This is a genomic window from Halothiobacillus sp., from assembly GCF_027346185.1.
In the GTDB taxonomy this organism is placed as follows: Bacteria; Pseudomonadota; Gammaproteobacteria; order Halothiobacillales; family Halothiobacillaceae; genus Halothiobacillus.
In genome coordinates this window covers 15,246-35,567 of the sequence record NZ_DAIESY010000050.1, presented here as the reverse complement: position 1 = coordinate 35,567, position 20,322 = coordinate 15,246, and the positions used below count along the sequence as shown (strand labels likewise).

Here is a 20,322-nt window from a genome sequence, read left to right as displayed (position 1 = left end):
AGTCGCTGGCCGATTAGATGCAAGGCGCGCTCGCGCCGCAATGGCCGCCCCCTTGCAAGCGAGCGCAACGCCGCAGATGATCGGCCAGCGGCTCGCCCGATGGGAGTGCTCCGAATGCGCCATGACGGCGTTGCCGTGCTTAACAAGGGTTTGGCCATTGCCTGCGCACGGCGCCTTGTCCTGACGCATTCGGAGGACTCTGAAAGTACCTCCAAGAGCGAAACAGTACACTAGCGAGGCAGGCTGTTACACTGCCACCTCAAAAATTATTTCTAGAAATCTGAACGAGCATTTATGAGCACGCCCAAACTAATCCGCCCCCAAAATTCTGCAGACACCAACGCCGAAGGCTGGGTCTACCATTTGTCGCATACCGACCTCGACGGTTATGGCGCCCAATTCATGCTCAAGGCCGCTGGTGTCAAGACGCGCTGCTTTAATGCCGATTACCGCGATATTCCGCTGGCGGTCGATAAAATCGTCGAGCAAATCATCGAAGCGGGTGAACCGGCATCTTTGCTGCTCACCGACCTCAATCTCACGCTTGATCAGGCCGAGCAGATCGACAAGCGCATCAAGAAGCTGAAAGTCCCGACGACACTGCAATTGCTCGACCATCACGCCACTGGTGCAGATTGCGCAGCCAAATTCGATTGGTACTACCTCGATACTGAACGCTGTGCCACCAAGCTTGCGTTTGAGGCGGTTGCCGATCTGATGCCCGAAGATCAACGGGCACAGTATGCGTTGCGGGCCGATTTCGTCGATATGGGTGACCGCTGGCTGAAAGATGAGCCGTTGTTCCGCAAGTCTTTGTATCTACTCGGACTGGTGATGCAGGATGACCATCTTGCCCCGCCGCTGGCGGATATCAAGCGCAGTTACCGCTTCCACGTGATCGAGCACTTTTTTCAGGCGCATGAACGCGGCGAGAATCTGGAATCGATCGAGCGCGGTCTGTATGACGTGCGCAAAAACTTCCTCGTCGGCCGCATCGACGCGCAGGATCTGAACAATCCCGAACTGCCGCTCAACGATAAATTCCACATTCTTTCCGCGTCCGTGCTCGATGAGACCACGGTGCCGATGCTCGATATCGACGGTGTGCGCACCGGGATTTTCTTCAACTGGCCGCATGACGTGTGGCGCGGCGTGATCATGGACATGATGGAGACACGCCACAAAATGGATATGGCGATCGGTGTTCGGGGTAATGGCAAGCTCTCGCTGCGGGCGAATCCCGGCGTGGATGCCGGCGCGATTTCGGCAAAATACTTCCGTGGTGGCGGCCATCCGGGCGCGGCGGGCGGTGAACTGCGGGATAACCGCTTGCGCGATCTGGATCATGCCGTTTCATCAATCAAGCAGACGATCAACCCCGCACCACCCGTCGCTACGGCCAAGTTGGGCAGCATGATCACCATCCAGCCGCCAAGAAAAGGCGCCCAGAAGAAATAATGGGCTTCAACCATAGCGGTAGCAACCGATGAGTACGGCGGTCATTTCTGCCCGTGGTCATGCCCGTTTGCAGGCAGAGCTCGATCACCTGTGGCGCGTGGAGCGTCGCCTGGTCGTGCAGGCGGTTTCCGAAGCCGCAGCTCTGGGTGACCGCTCGGAAAATGCCGAGTACATCTATGGCAAGCGTCGGTTACGCGAAATCGATCGGCGCATCCGTTATCTGCAAAAACGGCTGGGTGACATCAAGGTGGTGCGCCAGCCGCCTACTGATGTGAACAAGGTTTATTTTGGTGCCCGCATCACCCTGCTTTACGCAGACGATCGGGAGCAAACCGTTTGCCTCGTCGGGCCCGATGAGATCGATCCGGCCAATCAGCTGATCAGTATCGATTCCCCCCTGGCCAAGGCCGTGCTCGGTAAGCCACTGGATGCCGAGGTGGTGCTTTATCTGCCGGGGGAGACAGCCGCGCCGCGCCGTGTTCAGGCCGAAATCATCGCCATCGAATATCCCGTTGAATTGCATCGAGCCGAAGAGCCTTCGCCGGTGCGGGCCTGAAATAGTTCGATCATTCAAGAAAGCGTCATGCAAAAAGCCCAAAATTGACGCCTTGCTGCGTTAGAATGCCTGCCAGTTAGTCCACTGCTGCCATGCACTGTTCCACTGTCCGTCCGCCACAGGAATCCCACCATGCTGTTTCGTTTCCCCATCGTTATCATCGATGAAGATTTTCGTTCTGAAAACGCCTCAGGTCTTGGTGTGCGTGCATTGGCCGACGCCATCCGTGCGGAAGGGGAAGAAGTGCTCGGTGTGACGAGTTACGTCGATCTGGCCTCGTTTGCGCAGCAGCAGAGTCGGGTTTCCGCCTTTATCGTTTCCATCGATGATGAGGAATTCAGCACACTGAATCACGAACCGGATCAGGAACTGCCTGTTATCGCTCAACTGCGTAAATTTATCCATGAGATCCGTTTCCGTAATTCCGACATCCCGATTTTCCTCTACGGCGAAACCCGGACCAGTCGCCATTTGCCCAACGAGGTGCTCAAGGAACTGCACGGCTTCATTCACATGTTCGAGGACACGCCCGAGTTTGTGGCGCGCCATGTGATTCGTGAAGCTCGGTCTTATCTGAATTCACTCTCGCCCCCGTTCTTCCGCGCATTGACCGGTTATGCGGCCGATGGCTCCTATTCATGGCATTGCCCGGGGCACTCAGGCGGCGTGGCGTTCCTAAAAAGCCCGGTGGGGCAGATGTTCCACCAGTTCTTCGGTGAAAATCTGCTGCGTGCCGATGTGTGCAATGCAGTCGATGAACTCGGGCAACTGCTCGATCACACGGGGCCGGTGGCCGCTTCCGAACGCAATGCCGCACGCATTTTCAATGCCGATCACCTGTTCTTTGTCACCAACGGCACGTCGACCAGCAACCGGATGGTTTGGAACTCGAACGTGGCGCCGGGTGATATCGTGGTGGTCGATCGAAACTGCCACAAGTCGATTCTGCATTCGATCATCCTGACCGGCGCCATTCCGGTATTCATGATGCCGACACGGAATCATTACGGCATCATCGGCCCGATCCCGCAGAGCGAATTCTCGGTCGAGAACATCAAGGCGAAGATCGAGGCACACCCCTTTGCCTCTCTGGCCGAAGATAAGACGCCGAAAATTCTCACCATCACGCAATCGACTTACGATGGCATCATCTACAACGTCGAAGAAATCAAGAACGAGCTGGATGGCTATGTCGAAAACCTGCATTTCGACGAAGCATGGTTGCCCCATGCCGCCTTCCACGACTTTTATGGTGACTACCACGCCATCGGCGCTGATCGTCCCCGTTGCAAGGAGTCGGTGATTTTTTCGACTCAGTCCACGCACAAGATGCTGGCGGGGTTGTCGCAGGCGTCCCAGATCCTGGTTCAGGACAGCAAGCAGCATTTGTTCGACCGCGACGTGTTTAACGAAGCTTATCTGATGCATTCGTCCACTTCGCCACAGTACGCGATCATTGCCTCCTGCGATGTGGCCGCGGCCATGATGGAACCGCCGGGTGGCACCGCACTGGTCGAAGAATCGATTCTCGAAGCGCTCGATTTCCGCCGAGCCATGCGCAAGGTGGATGCCGAATATGGGGAAGATTGGTGGTTCAAGGTCTGGGGACCGGACGTTCTTGCAGAAGAGGGTGTCGGTTCGCAGGACGATTGGATGATCTGTGCCGATGATGAGTGGCACGGTTTCGAGCGGATGACCGATCGCTTCAACATGCTTGATCCGATCAAGGCGACGCTGATTACGCCCGGCCTGAATTTGAATGGGGATTTTGACGAAACGGGGATTCCGGCTTCGGTGGTCACCAAGTATCTGGCTGAACACGGCGTCGTAGTCGAAAAAACCGGCCTGTACAGTTTTTTCATCATGTTTACGATCGGCATTACAAAAGGTCGTTGGAACACGCTGCTGACGGCGCTGCAACAATTCAAGGACGAATACACCAAGAACCAGCCACTGTGGCGGATTCTGCCGGATTTCGTCGCCAAATATCCCCGTTATGAGCGCATTGGTTTGCGTGATCTGTGCCAGCAACTGCACAACCTGTACAAAAAGAACGATGTGGCGCGTCTGACGACCGAGATGTATCTATCGAATATGGAACCGGCCATGCGGCCAGCGGATGCCTGGGCGAAGATGGCGCGCAAGCAAATCGACCGCGTACCAATCGATGAACTCGAAGGCCGCATTACCGCCTCGCTGGTGACGCCATATCCGCCCGGTATTCCTTTGCTGATTCCGGGCGAGCGTTTCAACAAGACCATTGTTGACTACCTGAAATTCGCGCGTGAGTTCAACAAGCAGTTGCCGGGGTTCGAAACCGATGTCCACGGTCTGGTCGCCGACGAAGCCGATCACGTCAAATCCTACTTTGTCGATTGCGTCAGGGACGATTGATGCAGTCGATACTCGTGGTCGGTGGCGCGGGCTATATCGGCTCACACATGGTCAAGTTTCTCGCGCGTGCGGGCTACCGTGTCGTGGTGCTCGATAATCTTTCCACCGGTCATGCCGATGCCGTGCGCTACGGCGAATTGATCGTTGGCGATATGGCCGACACGGCACTACTGGACCGGCTGTTTCATTCCCATCGATTCGACGCCGTTATGCACTTTGCCGCTTTCAGCCTGGTCGGCGAATCGGTTGATGATCCCGGCAAGTACTACCGCAACAACGTCGCCAATACGCTCAATCTTCTGGATGCGATGGTGCGCCATCAGGTAAGGCATTTTGTTTTTTCGTCCACGGCGGCAACCTTCGGTGAACCCCGATCAGATCGGATTGACGAACTTCACCCGCAAAAACCGATCAATCCCTACGGCCGCAGCAAGTTGATGGTCGAGCATCTGCTGGCTGATTATGATGCCGCCTATGGCCTCAAATCGGTGTGCCTGCGCTACTTCAACGCCGCCGGTGCCGATCCGGAAGGTGAGTTGGGCGAGCGCCACAATCCCGAGACGCATCTTATTCCTCTGGTGTTACAGGCTGCTTCTGGCCGCCGGTCGCATATCCATGTATTCGGTACGGATTACGACACACCCGATGGCAGTTGTCTGCGCGACTATATCCACGTGCAGGACCTCTGTTCGGCTCATCTGCTGGCATTGGAATGGCTGCAAGAGCATCAGCAAAGCAAGCAATTCAACCTCGGCAATGGGGACGGCTATTCTGTGCTTGATGTCATTGAAACGGCGCGTAAAGTGACTGGTAAGGAAATCCCCGTTCTCATCAAGGATCGCCGGGCAGGCGACCCCGCTCGTTTGGTTGCGGATGCTACTCTGGCGAAACAACAGCTTAGTTGGAAACCAGATTACTCCGATCTGGCCGACATGATCGCGCACGCCTGGAATTGGGAGCAGGCTGGCGGATTATCCGGCTAAACCCAGGTTCTTCTTGCGCCACCCCCCCAAAGATAATCTGGAATGGTAGTCTGGAGGACAAACAGCTTCAAGTGACCTCATGCCGTGGATGTCTGGAGCCGATCGATGATCTGCCTGTGTTGACGGATATCGAAATCAATCCTTGACAACAGTTCATAAGTCTATAATATATGCCTCCTACTGACGCGGGATGGAGCAGCTCGGTAGCTCGTCGGGCTCATAACCCGAAGGTCGTAGGTTCAAATCCTACTCCCGCAACCAAATTTAAGCCCTTGATTGATAACCCTTTATTAGGTAATTATCATCGAGGGCTTTTTTTGCGCCCGCCCTTTGCGGCCACGCGCTGCGAACCACTCGGTTGGGGTCGCTCTTGCTGACAGTCTCTGCCTTATAACAGGCAAATCGTTCATAATTCAGAAGGCCGGTCATTAACCCAAGCCGCCAGGGAAAAGTCGTTTGGATCACCAGGAGCAGATATGCGTCATTACACGACCTTCAGGCAGCTTGAGATTTTCGAGGCCATCGCCCGGCTCGGTAGTTTTACCCGCGCCTCCGAAGAGCTTTTTCTGACACAGCCAACAGTGTCCATGCAGATGAAGAAGTTATCGGAGATGGTTGGTGTTCCTCTGATCGAACAGGTAGGGAAGAAGATCTACCTGACAGAGGACGGAAAAGAGCTTGCTCAGGCAACCCGTGAGGTATTTGGCATCATGGACCGGTTTACCATGTCGGTAGCCGAGAGGCAGGGTTTGAAGAAGGGCCAATTGCGTCTGATGGCGATTACCACGGCATCCTATTTTGCGCCGCGATTATTGGGTGAATTTTCTAAACTTTACCCCGGTATCGAAGTGAGTTTACGCGTCACCAACAAGGAACAGGTATTGGCGAGTATTGCCAATAATCTCGATGATCTCTATTTGCTCGGCCAGCCCCCCGAGGATATGGAAATCGAATCCACACCCATCATGAATAATCCCATTATCGTGCTGGCCGCGCCGGATCATCCACTGGCCAAAGAGAAAAACATCAACCTTGAGCGCTTGGCCGAAGAGCCGTGGCTGATGCGGGAAAAAGGCTCAGGCACCCGTAATGCCATTGAACGCACGTTTGGCGAAGCGGGAATTACGATTCGCCCACGACTGGAGTTGGGCAGCAACGAGGCGATCAAGCAGGCGATTCTGACCGGGCTCGGTATTTCGGCGCTGTCTCGCCACACGCTCATGTTGAACCAGCCCGGACAGTTTGCAATCTTGGACGTTCAAGGCTTTCCGATCATAAGGCAATGGTGCGCCATCTATCCTGCCGGTCGGCAGCTTTCGGTGGCCGCGCGTGCCTTTCTGGACTACCTGCTGGAGCGACCCGAACAAGAAAACGTGTAATGCGGAGGGCTTTATTGGCGAAGCGGGGGTGTCCGGTTATTTGGTCAACGCCATAAACAGCTTCGGCAGGCGCTCGGGAAGGCGTTCGATACGGTCGATGATGGTGTACTGCTGGCCGAATATGTCACGCACGTAATCGTTATCGCCCTCTTTGAGGCTGGCATCCAGACTGATGCAATAGGGGAAAATGCCCTGTTGATCGAGTTCCTTGACCGCTTGACGCGCGTCTTCGATCAATAGCCGATCGTCAGAAGTATCCACGTCCGAAGGTTGGCCGTCGGTCAGGATCAGCATGAGTTTCTTGTCTGCCTTCTGGGCGCTGAGGTAATGGGCGGCGTGGCGCATGGCCGCGCCCATACGGGTTGAGTAACCGGCCTCCATTTTCGCCAGACGGGCTTTGACTTCATCGTCCCAGCGTTCGCTGTAGCCTTTGATGTGCTGATACCGTACTTCGTGGCGGGTATTGGAATGAAAACCGGCAATGGCGAAGGGGTCGCCGAGTTTGTCGATGGCCCAGGCCAGCAGCGATACGGCTTCCTGGCTGAGTTCAAGGATGGTTTGTTCACTGCCCGCCGCCTTTTCGTTGAGCGATTCCGAGAGATCGAGCAACAGCATGACGGCGATACTGCGGCCGTTTGTGCGATGGCTCATATTGATGCGCGGGTCTGGATTTGCGCCGCTCTTGTAATCGATCAGAGAGCGGATGGCGACGTCCAGATCAAGCTCACTGCCTTCTTCCTGATAACGGATACGCACCTTGTCCTGCGGCTTGAGCGCATCGAGCATTTTCTTGAGCTGTTTCGCGAGTGCCGCATGTTTTTGCAGCAGGCGGTCAATATCGGCGGCATTGCCACTGGAATGCAACGATTCATACACGCTTACCCAGTCCGGTCGGTAGCTCTGACTCACGTAATCCCACTCGGGATAATGACGTGGCGGCAGACCCTGTATTTCCTGCGGTTCGATTTTGCGCTGTTCATCGAAGGCTTCTTCCTCATCACCCGCTTCGATGAATTTCCACAGTTGGCGATTGTCGTCACGGTATTCGACAACGGTATTGTCGAAATGTACCTTGGCGAACTGATCACTCTGACGACGGGTTCTGGCGACATAGCTCAGCGCCAAGTGCGCAACCTCATTGGTCGAGGTTGCAGGCTGTTCCATCAGTGCATGGAAACGCGCGACGAACTCATTGAGATCGGCATCCGTGTAACCGTGATCCGGTGCGAGCAAGGCCCGTGAGAGCATGGCGAGCCGGTGGCGCAGGCAGGAGGTGGTTTCCGGGTCGCAGGCATTCTCTTGTGGTTTGGGATGCAGCGCGAGGAAGAGTTTCCGCATACCGGGATATTCGCGAATCAGTAGCGTGTCGATGCGGCAATCTTCGAAGAACTCGACCGCCATGCGCTGGAAAGGGCTCCAGTTATCAGCGATTTGCGCTTCGGACCAGCGGCGGTGCCCAACGATATGCGCCAGAATGGCACGGTAGCGATCGATGCCGCGGATGCCATTTTGATCCTCGCACACATCCGGCAGTCGAATGCCGAGTTTGTCGTAATAGGGAATGGGCTTGCGGATTTGATCAAATGCGGTGGAGTAGGGCACCAGATGCTCGCTGTCCTGCCACAAGCCGCGCAGATACAAATCAAGATTTCGCTCGTTATCGACTAGGAGCGTGCCTTGCCGTTCGCGTTGCAGCACGGCGCGGCTGTCTGCCGATTGCAGGCTGAAGTAATCCTTCTGGCGTTCGGGATGGTTGTTGTAATTGCGGATGCCATAGTCCACCCAGTTTTTCATGCCCGAGAGCGTGAGTTGGCCGAGCAGATTCGGTGCCTGGGCCAGAAAATCAGGTAAGCCGGGGCTTGGGAATGTCGTGTGGTGGCCGTGGATCGAGCCGGTGGTTCGCGTCATCAGATCCTGCGTGATATCCAGATATTCCTGGAGCAGCTCTGCCGATTGCAACCGTCGCGCAACGGGTGCCAGTGTGCGAATAAACGGATCGATGGCCCGGCCGTTGGGTGATTTTTGCATGACACGGATGGTGTCCATAACCGCCGTGAGTGCCGATTCACCCACCGCTAAAGCGGTTGCGGGCCATTCCTCCATGAACGCCAGCATGGGCTCCACCCCACGGCCAAGTTTGCCTATCACGCGGGCGGCTTCAAGATAGGCGTCAACCCCTTCGCTACTGAGAGAGGCGAGCGCCTCGGTCATGCAGTCTTCGAAGACGGCTTGCGCCTGGGGAAAGCGGGTGTCGAGCTTGGTCCAATAAAGATCAAGCTGCTGATCCCGGGAAAGCGTGTTATTCATCGCAGCCGCCGATTATGTTCAGCCAAACGTCGCGTCGATCGCGTGATCCAGCGTTTCGCGGATGTCGGCGTCATCGGTGATCGGGCGAACCAGCGCCATGCGGCAGGCATCGACCGGTGACACGTTGTCCTTGATCAGGGTAGCTGCATAGACAAGCAGACGGGTTGAAATACCTTCGTCCAATCCATGACCTTTCAGATTGCGCGCCACGTTGCCGATTTTGACCAATTTGGCGACCGTATCGGACGCCAAACCGGTTTCCTTGGCCACAATCTCGGTTTCCAATGCGGCATCCGGGTAATCGAAATCGAAGGCGGTAAAACGCTGCTTGGTGGATTGCTTCAAATCCTTCATCAAGGTCTGATAGCCGGGATTATAGGAAATCACCAACTGGAAATCGGGATGCGCGTGGATCAGTTCGCCCTTCTTGTCCAGCGGCAGGGTGCGGCGGTGATCGGTCAGCGGATGAATCACCACGGTGGTGTCCTGCCGCGCTTCAACGATTTCGTCGAGATAGCAGATGGCGCCGATACGAGCGGCGGTAGTCAACGGGCCATCCAGCCAGCGCGTGCCGCCTTCGTCAAGCAGGTAGCGGCCCACGAGGTCGGATGCTGTCATATCCTCATTGCACGCCACGGTGATGAGCGGCTTGCCGAGCTTCCAGGCCATGTACTCGATAAAACGGGATTTGCCACACCCTGTAGGCCCCTTGACCATGACGGGCAGACGATTTCGATAGGCAGCCTCATAAAGGGCGACTTCGTTATTCTGCTGCTGATAAAAGGGTTCAGCCTGAATTTTGTATTGATCTTTATCGGTCATGGCATGGTTCCTTATCAATTTGGCTCGGATGATTAACCCTACATGGTTGTCCTGAGCGGACGGTCAAGGGTGGTGAGATTGATTAAGCAAGCTGGGTGATGCACACATCTTGGTATGTACATGGCCCAGATGGCCATAAGTCAGGCGTAAAACACCCCCGGCGTGCCGAGGGTGTGCGCAATTAGTGATGAATTGCATTAGTCTGGGCGTCGATTACTTGTGAACGCCCAGTTTTTCGCGCCAGCCCGGATAGAGCTTGTCGGCATCTTTCGGGAAGGATTCGAAAGCACGCGCAAATTCCTTGTGCTCTTTGGCGAACTCGATCGGATCGGCACCGGCTTTCCAGCACTCGTAGGATTGACGCAGAGAGATCGCGCCAGCCGCCGGGCTGTCGATATGGCCGTAAGAACCACCACCTGCGGTGTTGATGACGTTGCCGTGGCCCAGGTTCTCGAAGAAGCCGGGCAGACGCAGCGCGTTCATGCCGCCGGAGATGATCGGTGTGGTGGGCTTCATGCCGTACCACTTCTGGAAATACACCGGACCTTGCGCTTCATCCCGTTCGATCATGTACGCGATGTTGCGGTCGTCGCCTTCGCCTTCCATCTTGCCGTAGCCCATGGTGCCCACGTGGATACCGGAAGCACCTTGCAGACGGGAGATTTTCGCCAGAACGAAGGCGGTGTAACCACGCTTGGCGGATGGCGAAGTAATCATGCCGTGACCGGCACGATGGTAATGCAGGTACTGGCTTGGGTATTGACGACGGGCCGTTGTGATCATGCCGGGGCCGCCAACGAAGCCGTCGACGAGGAAGGCCAGTTTGTCGGCATCGGGGCCGAATACTTCCAGTGCGAAATCGGCACGGGCAAGCATTTCATAATGGTCGTCGGCGGTGATGTTCATGGAGAACAGCTTGGCTTGACCGGTTTCGTCCTGGGCGCGCTTCATTGAGTCGTACACGAGCGGCAGCACTTTCTTCAACGGGCAGAACACCTGGTTGCCTTGTGGCTCATCGTTCTTGATGAAGTCGCCACCCAGCCAGAACTGGTAGGCCGCAGCGGCAAATGGCTCAGGCCGCAGACCCAGTTTAGGCTTGATAATGGTGCCGGCAATGTAACCACCATTTTTGATCGGACGGCCAAGGATGCGCCACAAATCGGAGATGTCTTTCGCCGGGCCGTCGAACATCTGGATGCAACGCTCTGGCACGTAGAAGTCGATCATTTGACCGTATTCAATGTCGCCCATGCCTTGGTTGTTACCGATAACCAGAGTCAGGAAAGACGCGATCATGAAGCGACCGTCAGTCACATTGCGGTCGAACAGTTCGATCGGATACGCAATGCGCATGTCTTCGGTGGCTTCATCGATGTGATAAACCAGCGCGTCAACACCTTTGGTGAAGTCGTCTGTGGTTGAAACTTCCACGTTGGTACCGGTTGACGATTCTGCCGCGAAGTGAGCAGCGGCTTCGAGGTAACCGTGGCCAGCTTTCGGCTTCATTTTGTAGGCAACAAGAATGTGCTTGCCACCGGCAATCAGGTCTTCTTCTTTCAGACTGAGGTCGGCGTAACGAGCAGATTGATCCATGATGTAACTCCTCTGTTTTATGAAAAGGGCACCTCGAAAAACCTTTCGAGGTGCCCAAAAAATCAGGATTGAGGCCCTGAACACGCCGAAGCACTTTAAAACCCGACTGATATAATTAATAATCAATTATATTTAGATAAAGCATAAGGCTCGACTTATACAATGCGCCGACTTACCTTGCGTCAATTGGTGGTCTTTGAGGCCGTGGCCCGGCATCTGTCTTTCTCCAAGGCGGCGGAAGAGCTTCATTTGAGTCAGCCCGGTGTTTCCATGCAGGTACGCCAGATCGAATCCTTTGTGGGACTGCCACTCACCGAGCAGGTCGGTAAAAAGATATTTCTGACCGAAGCGGGGCGAAATGTTCAACACGCGGCCATTAACATATCCGCTCAGTTGAGTGATCTGGGCAATGCGCTTGCGCGGCTCAAAGGCGCAGAAGAAGGACAGTTGAATGTGGCGGTAACCTCCACGGTGAACGCGGTAGCCACGGGTATTTTGGCAGGGTTTCGTGGGCGTTACCCCAAGGTGTCTATTCACCTTGAGGTATCCAACCGCGCAGAGGTGCTGGGGTTGCTGGCTACAAACCGGATCGATCTTGCCATCATGGGTCAGGTGCCCGATGGCCTCGGGCTTGAAGCGACACAGTTCATGGATAACCCGCTGGTTGTCATCGCGCCGGTTGATCACCCCTGGGTCGGCCGATCCGATATACCCATTGCTGAGCTCGCGAATGAATCCTTTCTCGTGCGCGAGGACGGTTCGGGTACGCAGGGCGCCATGGAGCGTTTCTTTTCAGCCAGGGAGTTGAAAATCCACAAAAGCATGCAAATGAACAGTAACGAGGCGATCAAGATGGCCGTTCAGGCGGGGTTGGGTCTGGGGATCATCTCGGAGCAGACATTGGAAATGGAGTTGATGCTCAAGCGGCTGGCCGTCCTTTCTGTCGAAGGATTCCCGATCATGCGTCATTGGTTCATCGTCCACCGCAGCGACAAACTCCTCTCACCCGTGGCATCGGCTTTCAAGACCTACCTGTTGGCTGAATCGGCGACCCTCGTGCACTGAATTTACTTCAGGCGAATTTTCTGGAAGAACCTGACGTAATGCACCTCGTTTTGAGCTGGGATTTGCTGATCTCACGTGTCTAAGCGGCATGGTGCGAGGATAATCATGGTCGCCGTGTTTTCAGTATTCGGTTTGATAAACTAATGTGTAGTATAACAATCCAAGGAGTCGTTCCCTGTAGCATGTGCGTTGTAAGGGAATTGAACTTGATTCAGGGGAGTTTCTTGAGCTCAGGTGCATTTTTAGCGTAACGACCGGATTCTCCATTGGCTATAGAGAACTTTTTAACTATGAACTACGTACTAACTTGTGAGCGTCGGTTACTGTGACCAAATTCAGTGAACTGGATATCGGTGTAGATGGCATGACTTGCGCCTCGTGCAGCTCGCGAGTGGAGCGTGGTCTAGCCAAACTTCCAGGAGTGGCTGCCGCCAGTGTGAATCTCGCCACTGAACAGGCAACGATCCAATTCGACCCGCAACAGGTGCATCCCGCCGACTTGGTCGAAGTCATCAGGGATGTCGGCTATACACCGGTTGTCGCCGAGATAGATCTCGCTATTGAAGGGATGACCTGCGCTTCTTGCGTTGGGCGCGTTGAGCGTGCACTGAAGCATTTGCCTGCTGTGCTGGATGCCGTGGTGAATCTGGCGACCGAACGCGCCCATGTTCGCTATATCCCGGCGATGGTTGGGCCGGAAGAGTTGATCGTCGCAGTGACAGAGGCGGGTTATGGCGCCAGCCTTGTCGATGATTTTGCCGATGGCCACACCAATGGTGTGGAGCCGGATGATAACCGTCAGCAGAAGAACATCCTCTCCATGAAGCGTGACGTGATTCTGGCTGCCGGACTCTCTTTGGTTATCATGTTCTTGTCCATGGGCGCCATGTTCATCCCCGGGCTGGAGCGCGTGTTGGCTGGAATCAGCCCGTTCCCGAATTTTTGGGACTGGGTTCAACTGCTCCTCGCTTCGGCTGTACTGTTCGGCCCGGGGCGACGTTTTTTCAAACCGGGCTTTATCGCCTATCGTCATCTCTCGCCGGATATGAACTCACTTGTTGCGACCGGCACGGGAGCGGCTTACGCTTATAGTGTGTTGGTGCTGGTTTTCCCCTTCTTGTTTCCGGTCGAGGCCAGACATGTCTATTTCGACTCGTCCGCAGTAGTGATTGCGGCCGTATTGGCGGGCAAATATCTGGAAGCGCTCGCCAAGGGCAGAACCTCCGCCGCGATACGCAAACTGATTGATTTACAGGCGAAAACAGCGCATATCCTTGATGAATCCGGTGCAGAGCGAGATGCGCCATTGGCACAACTGCACAAAGGTGATCGATTTGTCGTGCGTCCCGGCGAGCGTATTCCGACGGATGGGCGCGTGATCGAGGGACGTGCCCACATCGATCAATCGATGCTGACGGGCGAGCCATTACCTGTTGCCAAGGGACAGGGTGACGAGGTCGTCGGCGGTACGGTCGATCAGGACGGGCGCTTGCTGATTGAGGCGACTTCGGTTGGTCGAGATACCGTTCTGGCTCAAATCATCAAGCTGGTAGAAAGTGCGCAAACGGGCAAGTTGCCGATACAGGGTCTGGCCGATCGCGTTGTTCGCGTGTTCACGCCTGTTGTGCTGGCCATTGCGCTGATTACCTTCATTACCTGGATTGTATTGACCGGCAATGTCAGTGTGGCGCTTGTCGCCGCTGTTGCCGTGCTGGTGGTCGCCTGTCCCTGCGCCATGGGCTTGGCAACGCCCGCCGCCATTATGGTGGGCACAGGTCGTGCAGCAGAGTTGGGTGTGCTTTTTCGCAAAGGCGAAGCATTGGAAACCCTTTCCCGTGTGGATACGGTACTGTTCGATAAAACAGGAACATTGACGGAAGGCCGCCCGACTGTATCGGATAGCGGCGGCCCGTCGCCCGATGAAGCCCTACGCTTGGCGGCGGCTCTTGAAGGAGCATCCGAACATCCTCTTGGGCGTGCTATCGTGACTGCTGCAGAACAGCGAAGTGTCGTATTGCCTGCTGCCGAGGACTTCCGCTCTATCGTCGGGGATGGCATCGAAGGCATGATCGACGGACGCAAAGTGCGTGTCGGTTCCCGCCATTTTCTTGAACGTGAGGGCGTGGATCTCGGCTCGAATTCCACAGAAGCCGCTCAATTTGAAGAGGCAGGCCAAACGACCGTATTTGTCTCTGCAGACAGCACGTTTCTCGGCTGGCTGGCGATTGCTGATCGAATCAAACCCGATGCAAAAAGCGTGGTTGATGCCTTGCGCCAACGGGGTATCAATATCGCGATGGTCACCGGAGACGCGAAGCGGACCGCTAAAACGGTTGCCGCCATGCTGGGTATTGATGAAGTACACGCGGAAATTCGCCCACAGGATAAGGCCAGGGTGGTTAGCGAACTTCAATCCAAGGGACGTCGCGTTGCATTTGTTGGCGACGGTATCAATGATGCGCCTGCATTGGCTCAAGCCGATGTCGGCATCGCGCTGGCTTCGGGGACAGATATCGCCATCGAGGCAGCCGATGTCACGCTGACGCGTGGCCAATTGCGCGAGGTAGTTACAGCAATAACAGTCGCGCGACACACCCTCTCCAATATTCGCGGCAATCTGTTCTGGGCCTTCTTTTACAACATTCTTTTGATACCGATTGCGGCGGGCGTTGCCGTTTCGATCGGCATTCATCTCAATCCGATGGTGGCCGGGGTGGCAATGGGCTTATCCTCGGTGTTCGTGCTGGGGAATAGTCTTCGTCTTAAAAGGCTCAAAGCATTCCAACCAGATCCAATCACTCAATCAACCAATATCCCGTCTCACCCCAAAACCTAGAGGTATTTCCCATGAGTTCTTATGTTTTCTCCGTCACCAGCCCGAAAGATTATGAATCAACCGTACCCATGGTTACCGAGGCATTGAAGCAGGAAGGCTTTGGTGTGCTGACCACGATCGATGTGGCCGCCACACTCAAGGCAAAATTAGGGCTCGAACGAAAGCCATACATTATTCTGGGTGCCTGCAACCCGAACTTCGCCCATCAGGCACTGGAAGCCGAACCGGATATCGGCGCTCTTTTACCCTGCAATGTTGTCGTGCGCACCGAACCGGATGACACGGTGAGCGTCGTATTCATGGACCCGGTATCCGTTCTGGGGATGGTCAACCACCCCGGCGTGGACAAGATCGGTCACGAGGTGCGTGAAAAACTCATGCGCGTCGCCGAGGCTGTACGCGGTTGATGAAAGCACTTTGAATCAGGGGGATCAACAATGAGTGAAATCAAGTTAAAAATTACCGGTATGACCTGCGAACACTGCGTTCGCGCCGTCAACAAGGCGCTTAAGGATGTGCCGGGTGTAACCGATGTTGAAGTAACTCTGCAACCGGGTTCCGCAGTTGTTCATGGTGAGATGGACCCGGCCGAACTCATCTCTGCGGTGACCAGTGAAGGCTATACAGCGGAGGTTCAGTCTTGAGTGCAGCACCTCAGACCACGAGCACTTCGGTATTGCTTTACACCAGTCCCGGTTGTCCTGATTGTGCTGCCGTACGCAACTACCTCAATGAACATCGGATTGATTTCGAAGAGCGCAGCGTGGCTAACCCCGGTGTGGCCGATGAGGCCAAATCCCGTTACGGCGTGCGTGTCGCACCGGTTACCGTTATTGCAGGCAATGCAATATGGGGGACCTTCGCTGAACAGAAGCCGAAGCTTGATGCCCTGTTCGGGAAAACAGGAACGTAATAAACGGTACACTCGTGGCGATTCAGAAATGTTGGAGAGTCTGTCGGACTTTAGGTAAATCGGCTGCAAATCCATATGGAAGCTCATGTTTCAATTCTTTTTTGGTCAATGGGGCCAAATATTTCCCTGCAAAAGCGGCAAAATCTGCCCTAGCCCAGCTCGTTTTGCTATTGTTTCTAATAGTCCTACAGGCTACTAGGTTGGCGTTCAAGCACGCCACCAGCGACGTAATCCCATCTTCGTCACGCTTGCTCATGCCGCTCGTCCTCTCTGTTATACCTAAGATTCATTTGACTGCAGTTCCGCAACACATTGGTTCTACTTATGCTCTAAAGAAGTCTATTCAGCAGGATCGTGGCAGGATTTCATGTGATTTATATCACGCCCTATGATTTTTAAACGTATCCAGAAGCTGTTGTTTTGCACTGTTGTAATTTGGATTGTCGAAGACGGGGTTGCTGCGGTTTTCGAATAGATCGCTGATAAATTGGGCAATGGGAAGGACGAGTGTGGTCTCTCCGTTTCTATTGGCGAAACTGACAATTTTGAGTTCCATATTGACCTTGCCGGCTTTCAGACGCCTTAGCGCAGCATCATTAGATGTATAAATCTGAAGCCATTCATTGTTTAGAATGTGACGTTCCAGAAACTGTTTGATTCGTTGATCGGTGCACAATTGATCGTAAGTAGATGGTTCAGGCTCCGGTTGCTTCGTTTCCTTAACCCGTGCGGCGGCGGCTGACTTTGCCTCTTCGCCTTCTGCTGAGCGCTCGTCAGGTCGCTCATCGGAAACTTCGTTGGCATTCTCATGAGTTAGAGGCGAAGCAGTGCTGGACACCATGGATACCATTTTTAGTTCAGCCAGCTCAACTTGAGCGACGACAAACTTTTGGTTAAGTTGTTCTCTACGCAAGGGAATCTGGGCCTCCCGTTCTTCTTTCTTGCGTTGCTCGATTTGTGACAGTTGAGTCCGCTTGTCCTTCAGATGGGAAAAATAGTTATCAGTGGCCGTTTTCGGTACCGCCAATTTGAAGAAGGAATCGCCGAAAACAGGGTGTTTGATCAGTTTCTTCACCTTGCTTTCAACTATCAACGTATCCCGGATGTCGCTGGAGGTTGAGACTTCCAACTGAATAATGGAGTCAAGGGCGTTCAGTGCTTCTTTCCATTCATCACACTGCCGTCCTTGCGTCAAGAGAATGTGGACCATGAATGGATTCAGCACGTTCTCCAAAAAGGCACTGGCTACTTCAGAGAGCGAAGCCACTCCGATAGCGCTATTGATAATGAAGTCAATCCGGCTCTGGCTTCTGACGGTTACTGAAGTGCTTAACTGAGACTTGTCTTTGTGCGAGGGCTTGGCATGATGGATTTCACTGTTTTCGATCGTATCCAGTTCTTCATATAACGCATCAAATGCAGGTTTTTTCTTGGATGTTGTTGATCTTATAAATGATTTTACCGAATTGGCGATTGTTTTTATATCATCGGTACTGAGGTAAGGGTCTGAGCCAAGTATGGCCAATTTGCTGAGCACTTCACGGGCTGGATTTTTGAGGTTGCTGAAAAAGTCCGCGTCCGTATATACGGTATGCAGGATGATGGCTTGTAACGCAATCGCCTGATTTTTAATGATCGGGTTAATATCGTCGTTATTGATCAGATCAGAGAGAATGGCACCGGCAAGCGTTATTATTTCCTGATCATGATTATGGAGCTCAATTTTCGATGGCAGACTGGGGTGTGATTTTCTGAAACCTTCAATAATCGCTTCAATGAGTTTTTTTGGTGACCATGATGATTTTGACTGCAGGAATATGTCTTTATTATCCACCGATGATTTCAGGAAACTCTGTATTTCTTCTGAGGAAATCCTTGTGTGCTCGGTCAGTTGTTCCTGAATGAGCGACTCGCTGTTTGAGATGGCATCGATCAATGACTCCAGCTCTGATCGTTGTGGCGTTCGTTTACTTTTGACTTCGGGAATAACGCCGGATTGAATCAGCAGATCATTTAATAAAATATAGAGTGGTTCCAACTTGTACAGTACGTTGGTGCCGAGAGAATGGATCAGTTTGTCCCGAATATCACTCTGGAATAAACCGCTCGCCTTTATAAAGCCGTAGGTGATTGAGGATACGGTGTACAGGTGTTTGGGAAAGCCTACTTCATCTGTCAGATTCAGACTTTTGATTCTGGATTCATACTGCGCGTGCTCAATGCCGTACTTTGCCTTGGCATGCGCAATCGTGTCCTCAATCTGTAGTGCAAGAGATCGGTTTTGAACTACGTTCACCCAATTGATCTGATTCAGAATCGGATTGCTTTCCGAGATAACGGAGTAAAGCGTGTCTTCGAAATCTTTTCTGTTGTTTTTGAGTTGGGCGATTTTTTCGAATAGATCTGACGTATCGTGCTGATTTGAGGAGTGATCAACACGAGTAAACAGCTTCTTCTCTAACTCGTTAAACAGGCTGTTTAATGCACTATCCAGGGCCGACTTGGCGAGTCGATCAAGCTCGTCTCTTAGTTCTTCAGTGCTTGTCTTTATTCGATTAATCATAACCCTGTTCCTTGAGTGCTATCGAATAAATTTTTTTATATTCTTTAGCACTGGTTATCCATCCGAAATCCTTTTGCATTCCCTGTCGCTGAATTGTTCTGTATAGATCCTGGTCGCTGTATATTTCCATGAAATACCCGATGGCCCAGTGGATGGCCGAAACATCCAGGTAGTCAATAACAATACCGGAAGCTGAACCATCTTTAATACTTTCTGGTGTGATATGCGTGACAGTATCAGCCAGGCCACCCACCCGGTGGACAATCGGCAGAGCACCATATCTTAGGCTGTACATTTGATTCAGGCCACAGGGTTCGAATCGGCTGGGCATAATGAACGCATCGCCAGCCGCTTCGAGCCGGTGCGCCAGTTTCTCGTCATAACCGATGACAACGGCGATCCGATCCGGGTTTTTCGCCGCAAGGTTGCGCAAGGCATGCTCAAAGCGGTGTTCTCCCGCGCCCAGAATGGCGAACTGCACCTTCGGACTGGTCATGGTTTCTATGACTTGTATGAGAAGATCGATCCCTTTTTGCTCGACCAGTCGACCGACATAGGTGATGAGCGGTGTGTTAGTGTCGATCGTCAGGCCTAGTTCGCGTTGAATGTTTTCCTTGATAATCGCTTTTCCAGTCATGTCTTCGGCGCTGAAAGGGTTTTCAAGCAATTGATCGGTTTGTGGGTTCCAGTCTTCACCAATGCCGTTGAGGATGCCTTTGAGTCGATCCTGTTTATGGTGGAGGAGCCCATCGAGCCCATACCCGAACTCCGGTGACTGGATTTCTTTCGCGTAGGTTTGGCTTACCGTGGTCACGAATTCAGAGAAAACAATCCCAGCCTTCATGAAGGACATGTTGCCCCAGTATTCCAGTGCATCCGGTCGCCACAAGGACCAGGGGAGGCCCAATCGTTCGAAGGTTGGACGATCAAACACACCCTGATAGGCCAGATTGTGAATGGTGAATATGTTCTTTGGTGAACTGCTTTCTGAGAGCAGAGCCGGAATTAATCCTGTTTGCCAGTCGTTGCTGTGAATGATATCCGGCATCCATTCTTCCCCGAACAGCCCGGTGGAAAGAGCAACCACTGCCCGGCAAAACAAGCTGAACCGATCCGGGTTGTCGTGCCAGGTGTTGCCGTCCGGCCCCATGTAGGGATTGCCCTGGCGGGCCGAAAACACAGGGTGGTCGACCAGATAGACCAGATGCCCGGTAGTCAGGATCGCCAAGTTGATTTTTACGGGTTGGCCCAGGATCTCGCGGTGGCCGACTTTGGTTTCCGATTCGATCAATTCGGCCCTGATATGGGCGTATCTGGGCAAGACGATGCGCACGTTCACGCCCACTTGAGCCAGCGCAAGGGGCAGTGCCCCTGACACATCGGCGAGACCGCCGGTCTTGATCAACGGGAACATTTCGCTTGCGGCAAAAAGAACGTTCATAATTCTGTGTGA

17 protein-coding genes and 1 tRNA gene are annotated in these 20,322 nt (G+C 53.7%); 11 read left to right on the top strand and 7 right to left on the bottom strand.

Features of this window, described 5'->3' with window-relative positions:
- Nucleotides 1-189 (bottom strand): hypothetical protein (locus M7R55_RS03790; protein ID WP_298218651.1); only part of this gene is annotated, 189 nt, incomplete at its 3' end.
- A gap of 105 nt (nt 190-294) precedes the next feature.
- On the opposite strand from M7R55_RS03790, the gene M7R55_RS03785 reads away from it, so the two are divergent.
- The 6 genes from M7R55_RS03785 to M7R55_RS03760 all read left to right on the top strand — a co-directional run bounded on the left by M7R55_RS03785 (nt 295) and on the right by M7R55_RS03760 (nt 6,770).
- Nucleotides 295-1,458 carry a DHHA1 domain-containing protein gene (locus tag M7R55_RS03785; protein ID WP_298218649.1) on the top strand — a complete coding sequence of 388 codons (1,164 nt, stop codon included), beginning with the start codon at nt 295-297 and terminating at the stop codon, nt 1,456-1,458.
- A 28-nt stretch (nt 1,459-1,486) separates the two neighbouring features.
- Nucleotides 1,487-2,014, top strand: coding sequence for a transcription elongation factor GreB (gene greB / locus M7R55_RS03780; RefSeq protein ID WP_298218647.1), 528 nt, complete (start codon nt 1,487-1,489; stop codon nt 2,012-2,014).
- Between the two features lie 132 nt (nt 2,015-2,146).
- Complete coding sequence (locus tag M7R55_RS03775) at nt 2,147-4,408, top strand: arginine/lysine/ornithine decarboxylase (protein ID WP_298218645.1); 2,262 nt, start codon at nt 2,147-2,149, stop codon at nt 4,406-4,408.
- Complete coding sequence (galE, locus tag M7R55_RS03770) at nt 4,408-5,391, top strand: UDP-glucose 4-epimerase GalE (RefSeq protein ID WP_298218643.1); 984 nt, start codon at nt 4,408-4,410, stop codon at nt 5,389-5,391. Before M7R55_RS03775 ends, galE begins: the two co-directional genes overlap by 1 nt.
- Before the next feature lie 184 nt (nt 5,392-5,575).
- Nucleotides 5,576-5,652, top strand: a tRNA-Met gene (locus tag M7R55_RS03765).
- A 215-nt stretch (nt 5,653-5,867) separates the two neighbouring features.
- Nucleotides 5,868-6,770: a LysR family transcriptional regulator gene (locus M7R55_RS03760; RefSeq protein WP_298218641.1), complete on the top strand. Its 903-nt coding sequence runs from the start codon at nt 5,868-5,870 to the stop codon at nt 6,768-6,770.
- A gap of 36 nt (nt 6,771-6,806) precedes the next feature.
- Here the strand turns inward: M7R55_RS03760 and M7R55_RS03755 are convergent, their stop codons facing one another.
- The 3 genes from M7R55_RS03755 to M7R55_RS03745 form a co-directional block, all read right to left on the bottom strand.
- On the bottom strand, nt 6,807-9,077 hold the full coding sequence (locus M7R55_RS03755; RefSeq protein ID WP_298218639.1) for a VWA domain-containing protein: 2,271 nt from the start codon (nt 9,075-9,077) through the stop codon (nt 6,807-6,809).
- A gap of 18 nt (nt 9,078-9,095) precedes the next feature.
- Nucleotides 9,096-9,899, bottom strand: a complete 804-nt coding sequence (locus tag M7R55_RS03750) for a CbbQ/NirQ/NorQ/GpvN family protein (RefSeq protein WP_298218637.1) — start codon at nt 9,897-9,899, stop codon at nt 9,096-9,098.
- A gap of 213 nt (nt 9,900-10,112) precedes the next feature.
- Nucleotides 10,113-11,492, bottom strand: a complete 1,380-nt coding sequence (locus M7R55_RS03745; RefSeq protein WP_298218635.1) for a ribulose-bisphosphate carboxylase — start codon at nt 11,490-11,492, stop codon at nt 10,113-10,115.
- A gap of 162 nt (nt 11,493-11,654) precedes the next feature.
- Here M7R55_RS03745 and M7R55_RS03740 point away from each other — a divergent pair, with 162 nt between their 5' ends.
- From M7R55_RS03740 to M7R55_RS03720, 5 genes are all read left to right on the top strand, one after another.
- Nucleotides 11,655-12,557 carry a LysR family transcriptional regulator gene (locus M7R55_RS03740; protein WP_298218633.1) on the top strand — a complete coding sequence of 301 codons (903 nt, stop codon included), beginning with the start codon at nt 11,655-11,657 and terminating at the stop codon, nt 12,555-12,557.
- Nucleotides 12,558-12,882: 325 nt separating this feature from the next.
- Nucleotides 12,883-15,393, top strand: a complete 2,511-nt coding sequence (locus M7R55_RS03735; RefSeq protein ID WP_298218631.1) for a heavy metal translocating P-type ATPase — start codon at nt 12,883-12,885, stop codon at nt 15,391-15,393.
- Between the two features lie 11 nt (nt 15,394-15,404).
- The gene (locus M7R55_RS03730; RefSeq protein WP_298218629.1) at nt 15,405-15,800 is read left to right on the top strand and encodes a DUF302 domain-containing protein; all 396 of its coding nucleotides are present in this window, start codon (nt 15,405-15,407) and stop codon (nt 15,798-15,800) included.
- Between the two features lie 30 nt (nt 15,801-15,830).
- A complete protein-coding gene (locus M7R55_RS03725) occupies nt 15,831-16,037 on the top strand; it encodes a cation transporter (protein WP_298218628.1) in 207 nt (68 codons plus the stop codon).
- Nucleotides 16,034-16,306 carry a glutaredoxin family protein gene (locus tag M7R55_RS03720; protein WP_298218626.1) on the top strand — a complete coding sequence of 91 codons (273 nt, stop codon included), beginning with the start codon at nt 16,034-16,036 and terminating at the stop codon, nt 16,304-16,306. The genes M7R55_RS03725 and M7R55_RS03720 overlap by 4 nt, the downstream gene beginning before the upstream one ends.
- A gap of 22 nt (nt 16,307-16,328) precedes the next feature.
- Here M7R55_RS03720 and M7R55_RS03715 read toward each other — a convergent pair whose 3' ends face one another.
- The 3 genes from M7R55_RS03715 to glgA form a co-directional block, all read right to left on the bottom strand.
- On the bottom strand, nt 16,329-16,562 hold the full coding sequence (locus M7R55_RS03715; protein WP_298218624.1) for a hypothetical protein: 234 nt from the start codon (nt 16,560-16,562) through the stop codon (nt 16,329-16,331).
- Nucleotides 16,563-16,685: 123 nt separating this feature from the next.
- Nucleotides 16,686-18,869: a DUF1631 family protein gene (locus M7R55_RS03710; protein ID WP_298218622.1), complete on the bottom strand. Its 2,184-nt coding sequence runs from the start codon at nt 18,867-18,869 to the stop codon at nt 16,686-16,688.
- On the bottom strand, nt 18,862-20,310 hold the full coding sequence (gene glgA / locus M7R55_RS03705) for a glycogen synthase GlgA (RefSeq protein WP_298218620.1): 1,449 nt from the start codon (nt 20,308-20,310) through the stop codon (nt 18,862-18,864). Before glgA ends, M7R55_RS03710 begins: the two co-directional genes overlap by 8 nt.
- Nucleotides 20,311-20,322 lie beyond the last annotated feature (12 nt).